Origin of the sequence: Paenibacillus sp. MBLB1832 (assembly GCF_032271945.1) — a bacterium.
GTDB classification, from domain to species: Bacteria; Bacillota; Bacilli; order Paenibacillales; family NBRC-103111; genus Paenibacillus_E; species Paenibacillus_E roseopurpureus.
This window is the reverse complement of sequence record NZ_CP130319.1, coordinates 2,932,959-2,955,660: the sequence shown is the minus strand read 5'-3', so window position 1 is coordinate 2,955,660 and position 22,702 is coordinate 2,932,959. Positions and strand designations below refer to the sequence as shown.

Below are 22,702 nucleotides of genomic sequence, written 5' to 3'. Positions count from 1 at the left end.
TGGTGCCTGACTTGCGACGTATTGGCATATTTTGAGCCATGTTTGAAACCGTCTCTCATGTTACACTTTGTAAGACCCAAACGGGTCACAAACAACATAAAGGCCGAAGTTTCATAGGAAACACGGGGGACCCAACTTTGGGGTGAAGCCGCTTCTGCGGCCGGGTGATTACTCTTTGACCCGAATCCGACAGCTAACCTCGCAGGCCGTAAAAAGGAGAGGTTTCAACATGAAGCGTTACATGAAATGGGCAGCAACAGGTGCACTTAGTTTGAGTTTACTTGTCGGAGCTAACGCGGCAATGGCCGCGACTGCAACACATACAGTATCAGAGAATGATACGATGTGGTTAATTTCTAAGAAATATGGTGTAAGTCTGACGGAACTGATTAAAGCAAACCCGCAGATCGCCAACCCCAATATGATTTGGTCGGGTATGCACGTCACTATTCCGAGCAAAACGGCAGGGACAGGGACTGGATCCAACACAGTGACGACGCCTTCGCAATCTACGTTTGCCAGTCAAGTGGTGACGTTAGTGAATCAGGAGAGAGCGAAAGCTGGGCTCAAAGCGTTAACCGTTAATAGCGCCCTCACAACCATGGCGTTGGACAAGGCCAAAGATATGTACAACAATGGCTATTTCGATCACACGTCGCCGACGTATGGCTCCCCATTTGATATGATGAACCGTTACGAGATTAGCTATTCGTACGCAGGCGAGAACATTGCCAAGGGTCAACAAACGCCAGCAGCCGTCATGACGGCATGGATGAACAGTGCTGGCCATCGTCAAAACATTCTAAGTCCGAATTACACACAAATTGGTGTCGCTTATTATAATGGCGAGTGGGTCCAAGAGTTTATTAGTACGTAAAAATAGGCAAGATGAAGAAACCAGTAACGTTTCCGACGTTCACTGGTTTTTTTGCTTTTTAAACATGATACAATAAGCTGAAGCAATTTTAGCGATCGGGAGGAGCTCAATCTTATGCATTCAATCGTTGGTCATATTACAGAAATCAACCGTTATCCCATTAAATCTTTTGCTGGGGAACGCTTATCCGAATGTCAGATTGAACCTTATGGCATGTTAGGTGATCGTCATGGCACTTTCTATGATACGACGAAATCGGGATGGTCGCGGTATGTTACCGCTCGGAATATTCCGAAAATGTTAACCTATCAGGCTAGCTTTCAGGACGGCGAGATTCAAGTAACATCGGCCAACGGCCAAACATTCGGATGGAACGAAGCGTTGCTATCCGAAATACAAAGCCTAACAACTACGCCAATCACCATGTCACGGTTAAAGGAAGCTCATCCCGAGCATCCACATTTATTATCGGTTGATGGCGCCAGTATTCTACTTGTCACGGATGCAAGTTTGCGTAAGCTAGAGGCTGCATGCCAAAAAGATTTGGACCAGCGTAGATTTCGCGGTAATTTCGTTGTGAAGGTCAACGATGAATCCGTACAAGAAGGCGACTGGATTGGCAAGCAGCTTTCGATCGGAGAAGTCATCTTTCAAGTTGACAGTTATTGCGAACGTTGTGTCATGATTACAGTGGACCCTACGACGTTAGAGAAGGATCCAGCTGTATTGAGACATGTCAATGAGTCCTTTGATTTACACTTTGGTGTGTACGCATCTGTAATTCAACCAGGTCGCATTCAGCTTGGTGACGCCGTAATTGTTAAGTAAGATCATAATTCTCATCGAATATAGGGTTCCAAATCTTCCCTAGTAGATTCATGTGCAAATTTCGACAAAATTCTACTATAATAGAAGGACATCAAGATTGCCGAGGGAGTTACATTACATATGTTTGCATCATTAGATAAATTCCCGTTCAAAACGATACTAATTTTTCTCATCGCCATAATCGGCCTGAATATTACCTACTATCAACATTCCAAATCGCTTCTGGTCTCCCATCAGAAAGAGAAAATTAACATTTATACGTCGACTATTGCTTCAAAAATTGTCAATCAGAGTGAAAGTGAAGCCGTCTTTGATGAGATGCTGGCGCGAGATTTGCGATCAACTTCTATCGCGATCAAGCAGTCATTGGATGCAGACTTTCACAATGTCACGAATGAGCAGCTAGAAAACTTGGCTAAATTGCTGAATTTGGAGGGCATCACCTTATTCGAACGACGAGGCGATGATTTCGTCGGTGTTCGTTCCTCCGATCCGAAGGAAATCAATGCAAGTTCCAAGACGTGGGGTAACGTATATTTGGCACATTTGCAACTCACGGATAGGAAGCCTGTCGATGTAGGAATTGGCTTGACACTTGAGAATTATTGGAGTGGTCCGATTAGTACAGCTTCAACTGACGGTTCCAGCATTCGAAAATGGGGAGAATATTATGATGGGACAACGAACTACATCATTAATCCATTTGTGAATGTGACGGACTCTTTGACTCATTTCCGAGCTAAAGTCGGTGTGGATGTGAGTATTCAAGATATGATGAGAACCCAAGATGAAAATCTGCTAGAGATCGCCGTGCTCAATCCGGAAAAGCTTTTCCAAAAGGGCCCCTTACCTAACAATAGGGTCTCTTGGTATTCGGATCGCGTAGTTGAGAATGGCTCTTATACTTACCGCGATGAGTCGGAAGAGTCCAAAATAAAAGAAGCGCTTGAAACAAAATCTACGATTTTCTACACGGTTACCGTGGGCGGGAAATCCATTCTAAAGAGTGTTACACCGATTGATACATCGAATTTGAAGTACACCCGAGATAAATTGCCTAAAATTGTCGTTGTGGCCACGGACTATAGTTTGATCGAAATGGCGCTGAAGCAGCAGCTTCGTGATGTTGTCATTTTTATGATTGTCGTCACCTTACTCGCTGGCTTCGTGATCGCAGTCCTATTTCGAATCACACGCAGGAAAAATGAAGGCGCCGTCAGAAGAGTTCAAGACGTGTATCTAGACAACATCAATTCGATTGTCCAATCGATCAAAGAACAACGCCATGATATTATTAATCATTTGACCGCGATCTCCTGGATGATCAAATTGCAAAAGTACGATAGTTTAAACGATTATATTACGCCATTGATTCAAGATGCTAAGATGATGGAATACAAAATTAAAGCGGTTGAGATCAATATCCCGGCGCTTAGCGGCATTATACAAGCGAAATTAGCGCAATCCGAAGTGCATAACATCGATATGCAAGTGGAATTTACGAATATGGCCAACTTGCAGTTAACGACAATTAAAACAACGGATCTCGTGCGGATCATCAGTAATTTAATCGATAATTCATTTGATGCGACGATCGAGCTGCCTATGGAGAAGCGAAGAGTGAGTGTTGAGGGAGCTGTCCGAGCAAATCAATTATTTTTACAAGTTGAAAATACGTGCAATCCGTTAAGTTCCGATATCCAATCCAGGTTATTTGAATCTGGCTTTTCAACGAAGCATGGTAAGAAAAATAAAGGATTAGGCCTTCATATTATTAAACAATTAATTGAACGCTACCGCGGCACAATCGACTATAGTTTGTTAGACGATGGGATTCGCTTCTCGATTGCCATCCCCCTTAAACAAGAAAAATGAGCTGAGACCGCCTATTGGGCGGTCTTTTTCAAATATAAGCGCTTATATGTTTCACATCATAAGTGTTGCGTTGCAGAACCGCAAAGTAACAAAAGGCTATAAGGGAAAACATATGAAAAAGAGCACATGGTGACGAATCTCTGTTTAGAGAAGCGTCACCATTTGTCTTAAATTGACATCGACCGCCAGGGGAGATATGATTTTAGAAGGTTGTAAGATGAAACAGGGGTGAGAATCCATCATGCAGAAGCCATTACGAATTGCAGCAGGCATTTCGATTGCAGGGTATGTCGTCAGCCTCTTAACCGCGCGATTTTTACCCAGTTCACTGAACTTATTAGTACCTACTTCCATATCGATCGGCAGTTTTATTCTACTTAGTCGCCACATGATTGCAGTGAAAGGCAATCGCATTCAAGAACCCGCAAGTCGTCCCACAGTTGCTGCTCGGCCAGCTGTTCCTTTAACGACGACAAGCGAAGTTGAACATGGGCTGGAGAATGATCCATTCTGGGATCCGATTTCCGAATATATCCATGTGATCGAAGAGACGATCATCTCAGAAGGACAGAAAAATACCCTAGATAATGAAATCGTCGAAAAAACACTAAGCTTGCTTTCCCGTGTGGGTCGATTAATTCCTCAGTTGAAAGAGCTCAATGATGCGAGTATGAATCATAATATTCAACGATTAATTTTCAAGGATTTGAACAGTGCCATTAATCCGTTCCTGAAACTAGGCGGAGAAGCAAAGCGGCTGAATCGTCGACTTCTCTTAACCGGCATCAAGGATATTAATTCGAAGCTTTCTGATTATGTTGAAACAATAGAGCAGAAGGATCTAATGGAATTGCAGACGCGGATGGAACTGATCCAACAACGATATCGTACAGAAGACTAAAGGAGGCATGCATATGACAACCCAATTGGTACAATTGAAGCCAACCGATGTACAGAAGGTCGAAGACGAAGCGAAGCAGCTGCTTCAAAAAGTTGCAACAACCGATACGATGGAATTAGAAACGTTAATGGATTCGATCGGGCGCATGGGTGCCAAAACGATGGAACAAGCTGGACAATCCTTGGCTATGCTTGAACGCCCCGTTAATGAACTTATGTCAGGCAAGCGTTCAGAGGTTCAGAATAACATTCTGAAGCTGCGCGGAGAGATTGATGCGTTAAGTAAAAGCAAACAGCTTGGTTTCTTTGAGAAAATGATGAAAAAGACACCGCTGAAAAACTATATTTACAAATATCAGTCGGTCAAAACGAACGTCAATGCGATTGTGCAATCCCTTCGAAATGGGAAGGAAACACTGGAAGAAAACATGGCGTACATGAAAACGCTGAAGAAGAATTCCCTGGAATCCGTTTATAATTTGCAAATGCGGATCGCGATGGGCGAGAACTTGAAGCAACTGTTCGAGCTTGAAATCGCGAAGCCCGAGAATGAGCATCGTCGTACCCATCTGGAGAGAGGACTGCGTAAAGTAGTCACACGCCTTCAATCGTTTCAAGAAATGGTGATTTTGTATCAGCAAGCCATTGCAGGAACTGACATCATTAACGATAACAACGACAAACTGATCGACGCTGTCGATGCGACTATCGATAAAACGCAGAATCTTCTGACGGTATCCGCGATGATCTCCATGGCAATTGAGGATCAAGTTCAAACGATAGAAGCTGTGAATTCTGCTAATTCAACGTTGAATAAAATGTTCGAGGATAACTCGCGGTTATTGAAAGAGACGACACAACGAACGAACGATCTGCTTGGGAAGCCAGGCTTGCAGATGGACTCCATCGAGCGAGGTATGAACGATCTATTTGCTGCTCTGGACTTGTTCGAACAATCCAATCGGACTATCATCCAATCGGCGACAGAGCACACGCAACGCTTAGGCACAATCAGCCAGCAGATGACCCAGAGACTTGGACTTGCACCAGGGGCGAAAACAACGGCTGAGCTGAAAGCCTCCGAATTAGGCGGTTTACTGGAATAAATGAGTATAAACAAAGTTTCTGTACAAAGCGAAGTATGCCTATGCTAAGCTAATGTTAATAGTAAAGCTACAAGAAAGTAACTTTCTTGTAGCTTTTTTTGTTTAGGGAGTTGATCATTTATGTCATTAATTAATATTTCGAACTTAACGTTTGCCTATGACGGCAGTTACGATAACATTTTCGAAGAGGTTAGCTTTCAGATTGATACGGATTGGAGGCTAGGATTCACGGGAAGGAATGGGCGTGGCAAGACGACTTTCATGAATCTGCTGCTTGGCAAGTATGAGTATAGCGGGACGATTTCATCGCAAGTCAGCTTTGAATATTTTCCTTTTCCTGTGGAGGATAAGGAAGTGAATACGATCGATGTGATCGGCGACATTGTCCCTGAGTACGTCCATTGGGAGCTTATGCGTGAGCTTACATGGCTGCGGGTTGCGGAGGATGTGCTATATCGCTCATTCGCTTCTTTGTCCAATGGGGAACAAACGAAAGTGTTGTTGGCCGCGTTATTCCTGAAAGAAAATAGCTTCTTGCTCATCGACGAGCCGACAAATCATCTCGATATGGGGGCAAGGTCGTTGGTCAGCGATTATTTGAAGAGTAAAAGCGGATTTATTCTAGTCTCACACGACAGGTCGTTCCTGGATAACTGTGTCGATCATATTCTTTCCATCAATCGAACGGATATCGAGATTCAACGAGGCAATTTCTCCACCTGGTGGGAAAATAAACAGCGGCAAGATCAGTATGAGTTTGCTGAGAACGAAAAGCTTAAAAAAGACATTAAACGCCTAGAGGAAGCGGCAAAACGAACGAGCAATTGGTCGCATGAAGTGGAGAAATCCAAGAACGGAACTCGTAACTCTGGCTCCAAGGTAGATAAGGGGTATATCGGACATAAAGCTGCCAAAATGATGAAACGCTCCAAATCGATCGAACAACGCCAACAGTCCGCCATGGATGACAAGTCGAAGCTTCTGAAAAATGTGGAAAGCGCCGAGAGTTTGAAGCTGACTCAGCTATCCTACCACAAGCACCAGCTTGTGGAACTCGATCATGTATCGATCTTTTATGAGGAGAAACAAATATGTTCGGATGTTCGTTTCACGATTGAGCAGGGGGATCGCATTGCGCTTTCTGGTCAAAATGGTTCGGGAAAATCCAGTATTATCAAACTGATTTGCGGGGAAGACATTACCTATACGGGAACGTTCCGACGGGGTAGTCAATTACGGATCTCCTATGTGTCTCAGGACACGTCCCATCTGCGTGGCAACTTAACCGACTTTGCTCGAACACATGGCATTAACGAAAGCTTGTTTAAAGCCATCTTACGTAAGCTGGATTTCGCGAGAGTACAATTCGAGAAAGACATGGGGGATTTCAGCGGTGGTCAAAAGAAGAAAGTATTGATTGCCAAAAGCTTGTGTGAACCTGCGCATCTTCATATTTGGGATGAACCGTTGAACTTTATTGACGTTATTTCACGTATGCAAATCGAAGAATTACTGCTTGAGTTTGGACCAACGCTCCTTTTCGTGGAGCATGACCGTGAATTCTGTGAGCAAATTGCAACGAAATGGGTTGAGTTGTAACATTTTCCATTGGATTGCGTTATACATTATACTTATATAACCGATGAATGGAGTGTTGCACATGGAGACATTTGGGAGAGGCTGTTTGTATATCATCGTCGGAGTGATTGTTTTACTCATTTTAGCCTTCTTAACGAGTTCTACTATCCATATACCATGGTTCATTTTTATTCCGCTCATCATTCTCGCGTTCTGGATTGCAAGTAAGAAAAGTAAATAAGGATGGGAGTAAAAGTCGCCAACTTGGCGGCTTTTTCAATTTACATGTAGTCGTTTTTATAATTTCTTCATTATCCTTTGGATTCAAGCTCGAAATTTGTTATAGTAGTAATTAATGTAAACGTGGTTCGAATTATATGGTAAGGCATCTTCATTGCACTTCTTGTCGAATACCTGATAAATATCATATAATAGTAAAAATAATAATTAAATCTAAGTGTTTCATTGATCCAGAATGGGCTTGTGATGTTTGTCACAACCTTTTTTTGCAAATCTTAGGGTATAAGGACGGGTAGAAATGAGCAACAGACATAATAGCACAGACGTTATCTTAATTGGTGCCGGCATTATGAGTGCGACTTTGGGAGCCATGCTGAAAGAATTAGTACCTGAGTGGAAAATTACAGTATTTGAGAAGCTTGCAACCGCAGGAGAAGAAAGTTCAAATGAATGGAATAATGCAGGTACAGGGCATGCAGCACTGTGCGAGCTTAACTACACGGATGAAAAACCAGATGGAACCGTTGATATTAGTAAAGCAATCAAAATTAATGAGCAATTCCAGGTGTCCAAGCAGTTCTGGTCTTATCTGGTCAACAGCAAACAACTGAATAATCCACAGGATTTCATTGTACCGCTGCCACATATGAGTATGGTGCAAGGTAAAAATAATGTCGCGTTCCTCAAAAGACGCTTTGACGCGCTATCCAGTAATCCTTTGTTTCAAGGGATGGAGTTTTCCGACGATCCTGAGAAATTGAGCGAATGGATTCCGCTTATTATGGAAGGCCGTTCCAAGAATGAACAGATCGCAGCCACAAGAATCGAATCCGGTACGGATGTTAACTTTGGCGCTTTAACGCGCAAATTGTTTGATTCCTTGAAAACGAAGCAGGTCGATATTAAATATAAGCACAGTGTTGATAATATTACACGGACACGCGAAGGTTTGTGGGAATTGAAAGTACGCAATCTAGACAGTGGCGAGTTGGAACGTCACACGGCGAAGTTCGTCTTTATCGGTGGTGGTGGAGGTAGTCTGCCATTACTGCAAAAGTCTGGTATTCCTGAAGGAAGAAATATTGGCGGATTCCCAGTAAGCGGACTGTTTATGGTATGTAAAAACCCAGAAGTGATTGAGCAGCACCATGCGAAAGTATATGGCAAAGCCCCTGTCGGCGCACCGCCAATGTCGGTTCCACATCTAGATACGCGTTATATCGATAACAAAAAATCACTGCTTTTCGGACCGTTTGCGGGCTTCTCACCTAAGTTCTTAAAAACGGGTTCGATGTTTGATTTGATTGGATCCGTTAAGCCTAACAATGTGGTAACGATGCTCGCGGCAGGCGCCAAAAACGTTTCGTTGACCAAATACCTGATTCAGCAAGTCATGCTGTCGAAAGAGAAACGGATGGAAGAATTGCGCCAATTCGTCCCGAACGCCAAGAGCGAGGATTGGGATCTTGTGGTAGCTGGACAACGCGTCCAAGTTATTAAAGATACCGATGCCGGTAAAGGAACACTTCAATTCGGTACGGAAGTGGTCAGCGACGCGGATGGCACCATCGCAGCATTGCTCGGTGCTTCTCCTGGTGCGTCTACAGCCGTCTCCGTGATGCTGGAATTAATCAAAAAATGCTTCCCAGAACATGTGAAAGAATGGGAACCGAAAATAAAAGAAATGATTCCTTCGTACGGCGTTTCTCTTGTCAAACAACCGGAGTTAAGCCGCCAAATTCAACAAGCAACTTCACGTACGCTTGGTCTTGACGAAGCTGCAGCATTGCAAACTTCACACTCCTAGTAAGGAAAATGTCGCGGGTAACGCGGCATTTTTTTTATTTTAAAAAGAGACTTACTAGTTACTAAGGTATGTTAAAATAAGGAAATGCAAGAAGGATTTTATCAAATTTGGATGGAGTGGTTTGCATGAGTTTGAATGTGAATACTGACGCTACGTTGCCTCGAAGTCACCCAGGTGCGCAAGGTGTATCCGCGGCAGCCATTGCGGCATTCCTTGATGATGTACAAGCAAAGAACTTAGAGCTACATAGCTTTATGTTGCTTAAAAATGGCTTCGTCATTTCCGAAGGATGGTGGAAACCGTATGCACCGGATCTTCCACATTCGCTTTTTTCTCTGAGCAAAAGTTTCGCAGCAACTGCAATTGGTCTAGCTGTATCCGAAGGGCGCTTGTCACTAGAGGATCAAGTTATCTCCTTTTTTCCAGATGAATCGCCAAGCGAAGTGTCTGCCAATTTGCACGCAATGCAAGTGCGGCATTTGTTAATGATGGGTACAGGGCACGATCAAGATGTTACGAATTCGATGGTTAAACATGCTAGTGGCAATTGGGTGGAAGGCTTCTTGCAACAGCCAGTCGACCACGCACCAGGAACGCATTTCGCTTATAACAGCGGCGCTTCTTATATGCTTTCAGCTATTATACATAAGGTAACAGGACAATCTTTGCTGGACTATTTGCGTCCGAGGCTTCTGAACCCGCTTGGTATTGCACATGCAACTTGGGATACATGCCCTCGCGGTATACCCATTGGTGGCTGGGGTTTAAGTGTGACCACAGAGAGCATTGCGAAATTCGGGCAACTTTATTTGCAACAGGGCATTTGGAATGGGGAACGTATCCTAAACGAGGACTGGGTTAAGGAAGCATCAGTTAAGCATATTTCAAATGGTGACGGCGGAGATAGTGATTGGGCGCAAGGATATGGGTACCAATTTTGGCGATGCCGGCATGGCGCCTTCAGAGGTGACGGTGCATTCGGGCAATTCTGCGTCGTATTGCCAGAGCATAATGCCGTAATTGCGATTACTTCTGGACTTAAAAACATGCAGCTCGTGCTTGATTCGGTTTGGGAGCATTTGTTGCCTGGCATACGTTTGAACAATGGGGCAGAACCTGATGAAACTAATACCGACTTAACGCAGCGATTGCAAGCGTTGCAATATCAAGCACCAGCGTCAGCGCCCTTGCCAAAGATCGAAGAAACTGGACTCGCAGGGCAATTCCAACTTGAGAAAAATGAGTTATACTGGGAGCGCATTGGTCTTCGGTTTGAGGGGGATGAAGCGCACGTCCAGCTATGCGATCCTAGTGGTGATCATTACATTCGTTGTGGGGAAGGAACTTGGATCGAGCAACGTTCTTGCCTTAATGATGGTAAAGATCAACTCATCGCGGCGAGTTTCGCTTGGCTTGATTCCGATTCAATTGAGCTTACCGTGCGGTATTTAGAGACACCTTTTTGCCATACAGCCGTGTTCCAGTTGGATGGTGAACAGCTTAGCATTGATGTCACAATCAACGTCAACTTCGGGGAAAGCTTTTCGACAAGAATTATTGGCCAAAAAAATGAGAGAGAGGTATCTTCACTGTGAAGCTTATCGATTTAAGTGTATCTATTAGTCCGCGTATACGTGAGCCGCTGCCTGCCAAGATTGACTATGCCAGCCATGAGGATGGTGCTCGTCAGGCTGCAGCAGTGCTCGGACTTTCTGCCGATGTCTTTCCAGAAGGGAAGGCTTGGGCAACGGAAACCGTGACGCTAAATACACATGCGGGAACGCATGTAGACGCGCCTTGGCATTATTGGCCGACCTCAGAGGGGCAGCCTGCTCGCACTATCGATGAGTTGCCACTCGAGTGGTTCTATTCGGATGGCGTCCTGCTCGATTTCAGCATGAAACCGCCAGGCTACGAGATCACAACAGATGATCTCATCGCGGAGCTTGATCGCATCGGCTACATCCTCAAGCCGCTCGATATCGTGCTGATTCGCAGCGATGCGGATAAACGGTTATACCACGAGCACTATGCGTTTTTGCATGCGGGCGTTTCGGCAGAAGCGACGCGCTGGCTGCTCGAGCAAGGCATCAAAGTCGTCGGCACCGATGGCTGGGGATGGGACATCCCGCTCAACCTGCAGGCGGAGGCTTATCGCAAGGATCCAAGGGAAGGTGTACTGTGGGCCGCACATTATGTCGGCAAAGATAAAGAATATTGCCAAATCGAGAAATTGGCGAACTTGGACCAGCTGCCGCAGGCATTTGGTTTCAAAGTAGCTTGCTTCCCAGTTAAAGTAGAGCGAGCAAGTGCTGGGTGGGCTCGGCCTGTGGCTATATTTGAGTGAGGAATCATACATAGAACGAAACCATCTATCTGGACAGTTACTCCATTTGGAGTGCTGTCTTTTTGATTGAGTTGCAGGAATAGTCCAGGTATATATGAGGGAACCAATGAACCTATATCATTTTAGCGAAGACCCTGATATCAAAATCTTTAAGCCCATTGAAATTGAACGAGTAGATGACTTAATTGCAGCTATTCTGGAGAAAAATATAGAATTACGGGTCACACCTTCCTTATTTCCATTAAAAAAGTGCATTTTGGAGTCGACTATGAATTTTTCGATGATACGAATGAGAAATGCTGTACAGGAAAACGAATTTGAGAACACACACAAATAATTGCTTTAATGTTTCAGATAGGAGCCCCCAATGAAATCACTCAAACAATATTGGAATGAAACTTACAAAAGCCCGAATCTCAAAATCACATATGATAATTGGCTGAACAAATACGACGAATATCTGACAAATGAAGGCGACCTTATTATTGATTTGGGCTGTGGGATCGGTAACAATTCCCTTTACTTGTTCGAGAAAGGTATTCTCCCCGTTGCCTGTGATATTTCGGAAGAGGCGCTGCATACATTGCGTGAGAGACTCCCGTCACTTCCAACACTTTGCCTAGATATGACCCAAGGGCTACCTTTTGAAAATAAATCTGCCCACGTGCTGATTGCGGATCTATGCCTCCATTATTTTGATGAGGAAACCACGCTCAACGTAATTAAAGATATCCATAGAGTGATGAAGCCAGATGGAATCGTACTCTGTAGATTAAATTCAATTAATGAGGTTAACAATCTAGGACCAGTCAAGCAAAGTGATGATCGCTATCTGTTTGAAAATGAAGGCATTTATCGGCGTTTATTTGATCGGGCAGAAATTGATCGTTTTTTTGATAAGACCATGTGGGAGCTGGTCCATGCGGAAGAATACGAAATGGATCGATACACGAGGAAGAAGATGTTGTGGGAGATTGCGATCAAGCCGCGGCAGCACGATCAAGCCTCAATTCTTTGACAAATCGAGGCAGGCTGTGTCAAAACCTTCATTGATCCCATCTATTCAAAAGGAAAGTTGTGATTCGCATTCGTTAAGCAACGCGTTTACCAAACAAAAACCGATGCTTCCAATACGAATTGAAGTCCGAAATGATAACACCTGGAGCCCCATACGTATTGATGAATCGCCCATTACCCGCATAAATCCCCACGTGGCCTACAATGCGATTGCTCGCATATCGCCCTGGCGTGTAAAAGAACATTAAATCACCAGGCTGCAGACTACTCATCTTAACGGTTCTCCCAACTTGAGATTGTGAGCGAGAAGATCTTGGCAGTTTTACACCGAAATGACCATATACGTATTGAACGAAGGAAGAACAGTCAAATCGATGCGTCCTCTCGTATGGACCTGCTGAGAATTGGTAGCGAACTCCTAGAAATTTCTTTGCGAATTGGAGCAATTGCGTTTTATTGACATGCACAGCAAGACTATGTATTTGACCAGATGAATCAGTTTCAAGCTGGCTAAGCGTATTGTCATTGATTGGACTCAAAACAATTTTATGATTGGACTCGTTCCAATTCACTTGAGTTCCCATTAGGGTCGATAGTGCCTGAGTGGTCAGATACGGTTTGTTGTCAATTAATTTCGGTGCTTGCGGCAGTTCGATCGTTTTATCGCCTACTGTCGCCTGGCTTTGATTGATTTTCACCGAATAATTAGGATCTGTTGCACCCATCGCGAAACTGTCGCCTTCCGCATGCAAATCATAATCAAAGGATGCTGCGGCTTCCTCCAACGGAACCCACACTTGGCCATTCGCTTCTTTGTGGATTTTCAAATTGGCAATTGTTAAATTATCTGCGACAAACATGCTCGCATTCAGGTTTGATGGGGCAGAGGTGGCTGTCGGTGTCGCCGTGTTCACCTTTGGCTGTTGCTTGCTTGTACACCCGCTACTCATGATACTCATTGTGATACAAAGTGTAGAAATTACCAAAAACCTCTGTGTCTTCTTATTATTCATTCCTAAACGCATCCCCTTTATTTAGAGTAGAGTTTAGGTTGTGTCAGAAATGATAAATTATACATGTATGAAAACGTCGAAGACCCTCATCACCTGGATGCGGGTCTGTTTATTCTTTTTTATTATAGAAATTTAGAAAGGTCTGAAAGGGAAACATGACCCTCGATCCACTAGAAAAATAGCTAATAGATCAAACAGAACTAATGGGAGGATGAAAGGCAGGAAAGAGATGTGGGCTTTATTCCCGTTACGAGTTTGCTTCAAATAGACGTGATTACCGTCCACCTTCGTAATGGTTCCTTGAAAAGTGCCATGGACCGTTCTGATCATCACTTCACGATTGAGGTACTTTTTACAAATCAAATAGGATTGGGATAGCTTCAACGTAAATACCTCCTTTCTAGCTTCTTTAATCTAGTATATGTTCGTCCAATAGAACGAGTGTGTGTTGTACACATGATTTAGGCATACCAAGCATAGAAATCGGATAAGCCGTTATGGATGGGTGACGCCGATCTATGACGAATCTGCCAACAAGGGTGGGATTACCTTGACCACACATGTATATCGCCCCAAACATCACGTGCGATTTGTAACTGCGGCTGCTTTATTCGATGGGCACGATGCTGTCATTCATATCATTCGAAGAATTCTGCAAGCGTCAGGCGTGGAAGTGATCCATCTTGGACATAACCGGTCTGTTGATGAGGTCGTCAATGCGGCTATACAAGAGGATGTACACGGCATTGCCATAAGCACCTATCAAGGTGGGCATATGGAGTATTTGACATACATGTTCGACCTCTTACAGCAGAAGGGTGCCGGGCATATCAAGATTTTCGCAGGCGGAGGGGGCGTTATCGTGCCTTCCGAAATCAAACAATTAGAGCAATATGGGATTGCCAAAATCTTTTCACCCGACGATGGCCGTGAATTTGGCCTGCAAGGCATGATTAACTACATGATTAGCGCTGTAGACACACCGCTTCCCGAATTACCCGATGAGGAAACAGCCTCACTCAAGGATTGGGGCGCAATCGCCAGAGCGATCACGAGCGCAGAGGCATCTACTGAGAGTCCCGACAGCACCAAGCAGGAGCCTACTTTGCCTCCCGTGGCATCAGCACCAGTCATAGGCATTACGGGAACGGGTGGAGCCGGAAAGAGCTCACTGACAGATGAACTGGTTCGGCGTTTCCTCGAGCAGTATCCCGATCGTAAATTAGCCGTCATTTCAATTGATCCATCTAAAATGAAAACAGGCGGCGCTCTGCTCGGAGACCGGATTCGTATGAATGCCGTAAACAACCCACGTGTGTATATGCGCAGCCTAGCGACTCGACAAGCCAAGTCTGAATTAAGCCAAGCAACGAAGCAAGCGATCGACATCGTCAAAGCGGCAGGTTACCACTTGGTCATTGTGGAAACGAGCGGGATCGGACAAGGGAACGCTGCCATCGTGGCACTATGCGATGTGGCGATGTATGTCATGACGAGTGAGTTCGGGGCGACGACACAGCTGGAGAAAATCGAAATGATCGACTATGCGGACATCATCGTGATCAATAAGTTTGAAAGGCGCGGATCCGAAGATGCCTTACGTGATGTGCGTAAACAGTTCCAGCGCAGCCATCAGTTGTTTGAAACTCCAGTTGAAGAGTTGCCCGTTTACGGCACTATCGCCAGTCAGTTTAATGACCCTGGGACGAATGTGCTATTCGCGAAGCTCATGAAGCTCGTGGCTGATAAGACAGTTAGAGATTGGCCTGTTGCGAAGCAGGAAACGATGACAGTAGTTCCGATAAAGAATAGGATCATACCGCCCGACCGTGCGGGCTATTTAGGCGAAATCGTGCAGACGATTCGGCAATACAAGAAATTTGCAGATGAACAGGTCACGATCGCCCGTCAAATCTGGCAATTGCGTGGAACGAAACTCATATGGTTGACGGCCCATCAGGAGCAGCGCAACTCACTGGAAGAAAAGCCTTCTTTTGTCAGCACATTAGACGAAATGATCGCCCACTATGATGCCAAGCAGCACCCCGCATGCAGGAAGTTGCTTGATGAATGGCCGAGCATACGCGACGCCTATCAACAAGATCAGCTCGTTACCAAGGTTCGCGGTCAAGACATCATTTCGGAGATGTACACGACATCCTTATCAGGGAATCCAATTCCCAAAGTCAGCTTACCGCGTTACGATGATGAGGGAGAACTGCTGCGCTGGCTGCTAAAGGAAAATTTGCCTGGCTATTATCCCTACACCGCTGGTGTGTTCCCATTCAAACGGACGAATGAAGATCCCAAGCGCCAATTTGCAGGAGAAGGCACACCCGAGCGAACCAACCGACGATTTCATTATTTATGTCAAAATGATGAGGCGAAGCGGTTGTCTACGGCGTTTGACAGTGTTACCTTATACGGGCAAGACCCCGATTATCGACCCGATATTTACGGGAAAATTGGGAACAGCGGCGTCAATGTATGTACATTGGATGATATGAAGAAGTTGTTTACCGGCTTCGATCTATGCCACCCATCAACTAGCGTATCGATGACGATTAATGGGCCTGCTCCCATGATGTTAGCCATGTTCATGAACACAGCCATCGATCAGCAGGTAGAAAAGTTCGCATTATCAAATGGCCGTCTCCCCACTGACGAAGAGTATGTGCAAGTGAAATCGAGGACACTCAAGACAGTTCGAGGAACCGTGCAGGCGGATATTTTGAAAGAAGACCAAGGTCAGAACACCTGTATTTTCTCAACAGAATTTGCATTGAAAATGATGGGTGACATCCAGCAGTATTTCATTGATCATCAGGTGCGCAATTACTACTCGGTCAGTATAAGCGGCTATCATATCGCCGAAGCGGGAGCGAACCCCATTTCCCAGTTGGCTTTTACCCTTGCTAATGGCTTTACTTTCCTAGAATATTATTTGAGCCGCGGGATGCCGATCGACGATTTTGCGCCGAATCTCTCTTATTTTTTCAGCAATGGGCTTGATCCCGAATATACGGTCATGGGAAGAGTGGCGCGCCGCATTTGGTCAACGGTCATCAAGCATAAATATGGTGGTAATGAGCGGAGCCAGAAGCTGAAATACCATATTCAAACGTCAGGCCGTTCTTTGCATGCGCAAGAAATGGATTTTAATGATATTCGTACCAGTCTGCAGGCACTCATGGCGATCTACGATAATTGCAATTCCTTGCATACGAACGCGTATGATGAAGCGATTACGACACCAACGGAAAATTCAGTCCGCAGAGCGATGGCAATTCAACTCATTATTAATAAAGAATTTGGCTTGGCGAAGAACGAAAATCCGCTTCAAGGAGCTTTTATTATCGATGATTTAACCGATCTAGTGGAAGAAGCTGTATTAGTCGAATTTGGTCGTATTCATGATCGAGGCGGTGTATTGGGTGCAATGGAAACGCAATATCAGCGTGGCAAAATTCAAGAAGAATCCCTTCATTACGAACATAAGAAGCATTCTGGCGAGCTGCCGATTATTGGGGTGAATACATTTCTGAATCCGCATGCGGATGCCCATGATTATGACATTGAGCTAGCACGCTCAACCGTAGAGGAGAAAGAAACGCAGATCCGACATCTGCAAGCTTTCCAATCTCAGCATAAGCAGGCATGCGATGCGGCACTTGAACGTCTAAAACAAACAGCCCGCAATCATGGAAACCTATTCGAGGAACTCATGGAAACCGTCAAAGTTGCTTCGCTCGGACAGATCACAACGGCCTTATATGAAGTGGGTGGACAGTATCGCAGGAACATGTAAGCGAAAAATTGATTGATCCCTTAAATTTCTTGTCATATAATAGAGTTTCATATACATAATTAACCAATAATAGTTGGGACTTACTTTGGTTTTACATTCTTACAAATATACATTGAGGGGTGTTTATGAAGTGGTTAATTCAGAAATTCGTCAACATGCAAGAACGGCATTGCAAGGATACTGGTGGAAGTCAGTTGGCCTTATTGTGATTCTTGGCCTTATTAACTTAATTCCACAGTTTATTGCCAAATCCGTGGATACAACGCTTGTCAATGTCATTGCCTTCGTAGTTGAAATCATACTTAGTGTAATGGTTACGGCAGCGACTTCTTATTATTTCTTATTTGCATCCAGAGGTAACTCCCCCACTTACGGAGATGTCATGAAGTATGGCATGGATCATGTCTGGCCATTTCTCAAATTAACTTTCCTCGTTGGCTTGAAAACGCTTGCTTGGACTTTATTATTCATCATTCCAGGCATCATTGCTTCGATTCGTTATTCGCAAGCTTTCTTTATTCGAATTGATCAACCAGACTTATCCACGGTTCAATGTATTAACGCGAGTAAGGAAATGATGAAAGGTAAAAAGTGGCAGTACTTCGTTCTAGGCTTAAGCTTCATCGGCTGGTGGTTCTTAACCATCTTTACATTGTTTATTGGTATGTTATGGTTGACTGCGTACATTCGTACAGCATTTGCAAAGTTTTATGACTCACTAATAGATGCGAAAGACACTTCATTGAATATGGATGTAGACCCATTTTCCAAACAATAATCTTCAACCGATTTGTACACAGGAGCAGTTTGCCGCGGCAGCTGCTTCTTTTTATTTCCCCTGAAAGCAACAAGAACTGCATAGTTCACCCGCTTCACGAATATCTCAATAGGGAGCAATGAAATATCTGTACATATGGAGAAAAGGGGAGAGGTTCGTGAAGAAACGAGTTCTCATTGGTATTTCGCTACTTATGGTATTCACATTGTCCGCTTGTTCCTCCTCGAATGACGTCAACAACACGCCAAATCCATCTGAACAGCCATCTACAACTGCACCGGAGTTCACGCCAACCCCTACACCCGAACCTACACTTTCACCAGCTCCCTCGCCAACACCTATCGTGGCATCACCAACACCTGCGCCAAGTCAAGTACCTGCATTTGATCCTCCTGTTCATTTCACATATCCTGACGCGGTACGCGGCATATATGTCACGGGTTGGTCTGCAGGCGGTGAACGCATGTCGAAGCTGCTGTCACTGGTGGATAACACCGATCTGAATGCGATGGTTATCGATATCAAGGATGACGATGGGTATATCACATTCAAGCCAGAGGGCAAATTGGCCGAATTTAGTCAGCCCTATATGAAAAACCCGCAGGAAGTCATGAAAACTCTTGAACAGCATCATATTTACCCGATCGCTCGAATTGTCTCCTTTAAAGACACGGTTTTGGCAAAAAAAGAGACCAGATCTCTCCTATCTTGACGGAGGCAGCCTTTGGCGGAATGGGAACGGTGACGGGTTTATTAATCCCTTCCTGAAAGAAACGTGGGATCATAATGTTGAGGTCGCTAAACTAGCTGTAGAATTGGGGTTTAAAGAGATCCAATTTGATTATGTGCGTTTCCCAGAAGGATTTGAAAGCAGAGATAAGACGCTTACCTATTCCATGGGGGAGTACAAAGATAAAAAACCGTCTAAATTTATACAAGACGAAAAGGATTATGCGGAAGCCTTGAAGGCTTATCAAGACGCAATCGCTGTGGATAATAGTCAGAAGACTGCGACTGATTCCAAAAAAGTAACACCACCTAAAGAGCCTGATTTTAGTGAAAAAGCCCGTTTGACGCAGCTTCGCGTAGATGCGGTTAGCGATTTCGTGGCCTATGCCAAAGAACAATTAAAGCCTTATAACGTCCATGTCTCTGTCGATATTTTCGGATATTCGGCTACCTTGCCTGAAGCTCCTGGTATCGGGCAAAACTTTAACCGCATTTCTAGCTCCGTCGACGTGATTTCGTCCATGATTTATCCGAGCCACTGGTCCAATGGGTATTTCGGAATTCCGAAGCCAGATAAAGAGCCATATCGACTTGTTACCGAATACATGAAAGCCGAGAAAGGGAAGTTCGCGCAACTTCAACACCCGCCGATTTCACGGCCGTGGATTCAAGACTTCACCGCTAGCTGGCTAGGTGCGGGCAATTATATGAAGTATGGGAAAGACGAGGTAGATGCCCAAATCAAGGGGTTAAGTGATGCTGGTGTGCATGAATATTTGATCTGGAATGCAAACAATTCCTATTCGGAGGGTGTGAACTATATCCCATAGGCGGAGCGGCGGACCCATTTAAAGGAAGATTATACAGGACCTCGATCATCCATACTAAAAGCACTTCCTAATAAGGGGAAATGTCCATGTATAAGTCTTTTTTTCAATGGAAGACGCTAACAGTAAGCATTCTTGCCGTCACGATTTGGAGTTGTCAGCCCCCACTCATGCGTACCGCATCTGCTTCACATCCTGTCATTGAAGCGTCCAATGGAAATAAACATGCTTATTTAACCTTTGATGACGGGCCTTCTGAGAATACAGATCGCATCCTGGACATTTTACATGAATATCGTGTTCATGCCACGTTTTTCGTGGTCGGAAATTCATCGTTTGAGGGTAAAAGGTTGTATCGGCGTATCCACGAGGAGGGGCATGCCATTGGCAATCATACGTATTCACACGAATATCCTTCTCTGTATGCATCCGTCCAGGCGTTCTTGAGAGATACCGAGCGGCTTGAACGCTTGCTAGAGCAAACAATTGGGATCAGACCCACCTTGCTCCGTTATCCTGGCGGCTCGAATAATCTTGTTAGTCGGCATTTCGGGGGAAGGGGCATCATGCCACGCATCATTCAGGAGATGGGAAGGGAGGGTTACGCGTATACCGATTGGAACGTAAGCTCCACAGACGCTGCCAGAATCGTTCAGCCGAAGAATGAGATTATCGACGCTGTGCTGAGTGCCAGTAGAACGAAGAAAGAAGCGATTATCTTAATGCATGATGTCAAGGTCAAAACAACAACGGTTGATGCATTGCCTGCCGTCATTGAAGGTCTGCGTAAGCAAGGATTTAATTTTGGCGTGTTAAGTAAGGATTCTTATCAATTTCATTTCTGAGTGTTGTGTGAAAGGCGGCCGATGGAGGCTGTCTTTTTTTATATAACAGAATGAAATGGGAATACTTGTACTGTCACATATACCAACTAAGCAGCATGATTTTCCCCCTATAGGAGAACATTCAATGAACATAAAATGGGTTTCATTTATCCTCATTCCCTTGATTTTCATCATCATGACTGAGCGGACAACCATCGATTCATTTGCGAATACCGAAGGGAAACTGCTGGAGGATAAAGTCAATGGGTTCAGTCTGATTTACCCCAGATCCATGCAAGTCGACACCTCATTGCAGCCCATTCGAACCGTGTTGCAAGATGCATACACCAAGATCGAAATTTATTATGATCATTTTACAAATACGTTAGCGGATTCGGCGATTTACATGAGTTATTCCAATCAAATGGTCATTGCGGACAGCCATCATACCGTGGAGAATGACGAAACGAGGACAATCAATGGGATGACTACTCATATGCTTAAGTGGCATCGCGAGAAGCTGGCGAAAATTTCTAATGACAAGAATTATTATGTGTCCATCGAAATCGCTCGAACAAATCGGGAAGTCTACACGATTCTCATGAAATCAAGTCAGCCTATTAATAACGAGTCAGTCATTATGAATAGTTTCAAGTTTATTGAAAAAACAGAGACCAAGCCTTTAGACGTTCATTTTAAAGAGTTGCCAGTCATAAGAAGTGATGAAACCTTACAGATGTACAATCACCATTTCAAAAGCAATCGACTCCGTTGGGGCATTTATCAGCCAGATGCGCCTGATTCCTTTACGAATTTAAAGCAATTAGAAGCCAATTTTCAACACACCTTTGACTATTTGGTCCGATATCAATCTATCCAACATGAGCTGCCCAAACAAGCATTGAAGAATGCATGGGATCAGCATCGCTTAGTGGAATTAACTTTGCAAACCTTGAGCAGCGATCATAAGGCCAATTTCACCTATGATATTTTAAATGGGAACTACGATACTTATTTTCAGCAATATGCGGCAGATTTGAAGGCTTTTGGTCATCCTGTTTTATTTCGGCTAAATAATGAGATGAACGGGGACTGGGTGGGGTATTCCGCCTATTACAGTTCGAAAGACACGGATCTGTATAAAGCCGTCTGGACATATGTGTACGATATGTTCCTCCGTAATGGGGTTGACAATGTAATCTGGGTGTGGAATCCTAATCATGAATCGAAGCCGGGTTTTGCCTGGAATCACGAGCTGATGTACTATCCAGGTGATGAATATGTGGATGTCATCGGACTAACCGCTTATAATACAGGAAATTATTACGAAACCGTTGGGGAAAAATGGCGAACGTTCAAAGAACTGTACGAGCCATTGTACCAACGTTACGCGCTATGGTCGGACAAGCCGCTCATGATCACGGAGTTTGCCTCAAGTTCAATCGGCGGGGACAAAGAAGCATGGATCAGGGACATGTTCCGCGTGATTCCCCAATATCCGAAGATTCGAGCTGCGATCTGGTGGAATGGCATCGATTGGGACGGGGACACCCCAGCTCGTATCTATACATTGGATGATGACAAGGCTATGATGGATACGTTACGCCAAGGATTCAAGTAACACTTCAGCTTCACCTACAATATGATGGGTACAGACATACATTTTGAAGAGGTGAGCCAATGGCAGTCGTGAAAGCTAGAAAACAGGATATTGACATGTTAGCAAGGTTACTGAGAGCCGAAGCGGAGACAGAAGGCGAAAAGGGAATGCTCCTTGTTGGCAACGTTGGTATTAACCGAATAAGAGCCAATTGCTCTGATTTCAAAGGCCTTCGGACCATTCCCCAAATGATTAACCAGCCGCACGCGTTCGAAGCATTGCAACATGGCACGTATTATCAAAATGCAAGAGAGAGAGAACGCCGTCTGGCGAGACGGGCCGTGGACGGGGAGCGGCTTTGGCCGGGCAAATTCTCCCTCTGGTATTTCCGTCCAGGGACGTTCGAGAATCCGAAACCATGTCCTGAAACCTGGTACAATCAGCCGCACGCAGGGCGATACAAGAAGCACTGTTTCTATGAGCCGACTCCAAAAGAGTGTCAGAATGTGTATAATACGTTTTGACGTAGTAGAAGAGACAATAGAAAA

At 44.6% G+C, this 22,702-nt stretch carries 18 protein-coding genes, 1 pseudogene and 1 riboswitch; of the genes and pseudogenes, 17 read left to right on the top strand and 2 right to left on the bottom strand.

The features are described from left to right. Nucleotides 1-91: 91 nt before the first annotated feature. Nucleotides 92-223, top strand: a riboswitch (cyclic di-AMP (ydaO/yuaA leader). A gap of 6 nt (nucleotides 224-229) precedes the next feature. From MJB10_RS13085 to MJB10_RS13040, 11 genes are all read left to right on the top strand, one after another. Continuing rightward, on the top strand, nucleotides 230-877 hold the full coding sequence (locus MJB10_RS13085) for a CAP domain-containing protein (protein WP_314795278.1): 648 nt from the start codon (nucleotides 230-232) through the stop codon (nucleotides 875-877). Nucleotides 878-991: 114 nt separating this feature from the next. Beyond that, a complete protein-coding gene (locus MJB10_RS13080; protein WP_314795276.1) occupies nucleotides 992-1,705 on the top strand; it encodes an MOSC domain-containing protein in 714 nt (237 codons plus the stop codon). Nucleotides 1,706-1,825: 120 nt separating this feature from the next. After that, nucleotides 1,826-3,580 (top strand): sensor histidine kinase, encoded by a 1,755-nt coding sequence (locus MJB10_RS13075; protein ID WP_314795274.1) that lies wholly within the window; start codon nucleotides 1,826-1,828, stop codon nucleotides 3,578-3,580. Nucleotides 3,581-3,821: 241 nt separating this feature from the next. Next, nucleotides 3,822-4,481, top strand: a complete 660-nt coding sequence (locus tag MJB10_RS13070) for a hypothetical protein (protein WP_314795272.1) — start codon at nucleotides 3,822-3,824, stop codon at nucleotides 4,479-4,481. A gap of 13 nt (nucleotides 4,482-4,494) precedes the next feature. After that, nucleotides 4,495-5,586 (top strand): toxic anion resistance protein, encoded by a 1,092-nt coding sequence (locus MJB10_RS13065; RefSeq protein WP_314795271.1) that lies wholly within the window; start codon nucleotides 4,495-4,497, stop codon nucleotides 5,584-5,586. A gap of 120 nt (nucleotides 5,587-5,706) precedes the next feature. Then, the gene (locus MJB10_RS13060; protein WP_314795269.1) at nucleotides 5,707-7,185 is read left to right on the top strand and encodes an Lsa family ABC-F type ribosomal protection protein; all 1,479 of its coding nucleotides are present in this window, start codon (nucleotides 5,707-5,709) and stop codon (nucleotides 7,183-7,185) included. 517 nt (nucleotides 7,186-7,702) lie between these two features. Then, nucleotides 7,703-9,211, top strand: coding sequence for a malate:quinone oxidoreductase (locus tag MJB10_RS13055; protein WP_314795267.1), 1,509 nt, complete (start codon nucleotides 7,703-7,705; stop codon nucleotides 9,209-9,211). Between the two features lie 125 nt (nucleotides 9,212-9,336). Continuing rightward, the gene (locus tag MJB10_RS13050) at nucleotides 9,337-10,806 is read left to right on the top strand and encodes a serine hydrolase domain-containing protein (RefSeq protein WP_314795265.1); all 1,470 of its coding nucleotides are present in this window, start codon (nucleotides 9,337-9,339) and stop codon (nucleotides 10,804-10,806) included. After that, nucleotides 10,803-11,558: a cyclase family protein gene (locus MJB10_RS13045; protein ID WP_314795263.1), complete on the top strand. Its 756-nt coding sequence runs from the start codon at nucleotides 10,803-10,805 to the stop codon at nucleotides 11,556-11,558. Before MJB10_RS13050 ends, MJB10_RS13045 begins: the two co-directional genes overlap by 4 nt. A gap of 94 nt (nucleotides 11,559-11,652) precedes the next feature. After that, nucleotides 11,653-11,895 carry a DUF6886 family protein gene (locus MJB10_RS26730; protein ID WP_397386531.1) on the top strand — a complete coding sequence of 81 codons (243 nt, stop codon included), beginning with the start codon at nucleotides 11,653-11,655 and terminating at the stop codon, nucleotides 11,893-11,895. A gap of 30 nt (nucleotides 11,896-11,925) precedes the next feature. Continuing rightward, nucleotides 11,926-12,576 carry a class I SAM-dependent methyltransferase gene (locus tag MJB10_RS13040; protein ID WP_314795262.1) on the top strand — a complete coding sequence of 217 codons (651 nt, stop codon included), beginning with the start codon at nucleotides 11,926-11,928 and terminating at the stop codon, nucleotides 12,574-12,576. A gap of 73 nt (nucleotides 12,577-12,649) precedes the next feature. On the opposite strand, the gene MJB10_RS13035 is transcribed toward MJB10_RS13040, so the two are convergent. Together MJB10_RS13035 and MJB10_RS13030 are read right to left on the bottom strand one after the other, a co-directional pair. Then, nucleotides 12,650-13,534, bottom strand: a complete 885-nt coding sequence (locus tag MJB10_RS13035; RefSeq protein WP_314795261.1) for a C40 family peptidase — start codon at nucleotides 13,532-13,534, stop codon at nucleotides 12,650-12,652. 186 nt (nucleotides 13,535-13,720) lie between these two features. Beyond that, the gene (locus tag MJB10_RS13030) at nucleotides 13,721-13,972 is read right to left on the bottom strand and encodes a DUF2642 domain-containing protein (protein WP_314795260.1); all 252 of its coding nucleotides are present in this window, start codon (nucleotides 13,970-13,972) and stop codon (nucleotides 13,721-13,723) included. Between the two features lie 166 nt (nucleotides 13,973-14,138). On the opposite strand from MJB10_RS13030, the gene icmF reads away from it, so the two are divergent. The 6 genes and pseudogenes from icmF to MJB10_RS13000 all read left to right on the top strand — a co-directional run bounded on the left by icmF (nucleotide 14,139) and on the right by MJB10_RS13000 (nucleotide 22,678). Further along, nucleotides 14,139-17,396: a fused isobutyryl-CoA mutase/GTPase IcmF gene (gene icmF, locus MJB10_RS13025; protein ID WP_314795259.1), complete on the top strand. Its 3,258-nt coding sequence runs from the start codon at nucleotides 14,139-14,141 to the stop codon at nucleotides 17,394-17,396. A 130-nt stretch (nucleotides 17,397-17,526) separates the two neighbouring features. Next, a complete protein-coding gene (locus MJB10_RS13020) occupies nucleotides 17,527-18,174 on the top strand; it encodes a DUF975 family protein (protein WP_314795257.1) in 648 nt (215 codons plus the stop codon). A 340-nt stretch (nucleotides 18,175-18,514) separates the two neighbouring features. Beyond that, nucleotides 18,515-19,733, top strand: a pseudogene (locus MJB10_RS13015) (putative glycoside hydrolase). A gap of 86 nt (nucleotides 19,734-19,819) precedes the next feature. Continuing rightward, nucleotides 19,820-20,575 (top strand): polysaccharide deacetylase family protein, encoded by a 756-nt coding sequence (locus MJB10_RS13010; RefSeq protein ID WP_314795256.1) that lies wholly within the window; start codon nucleotides 19,820-19,822, stop codon nucleotides 20,573-20,575. A 124-nt stretch (nucleotides 20,576-20,699) separates the two neighbouring features. Continuing rightward, nucleotides 20,700-22,175 carry a glycoside hydrolase family 26 protein gene (locus MJB10_RS13005; protein ID WP_314795254.1) on the top strand — a complete coding sequence of 492 codons (1,476 nt, stop codon included), beginning with the start codon at nucleotides 20,700-20,702 and terminating at the stop codon, nucleotides 22,173-22,175. Nucleotides 22,176-22,234: 59 nt separating this feature from the next. Then, entirely contained in the window at nucleotides 22,235-22,678 is a 444-nt protein-coding gene (locus MJB10_RS13000; RefSeq protein WP_314795252.1) for a cell wall hydrolase, read from the top strand. Nucleotides 22,679-22,702 lie beyond the last annotated feature (24 nt).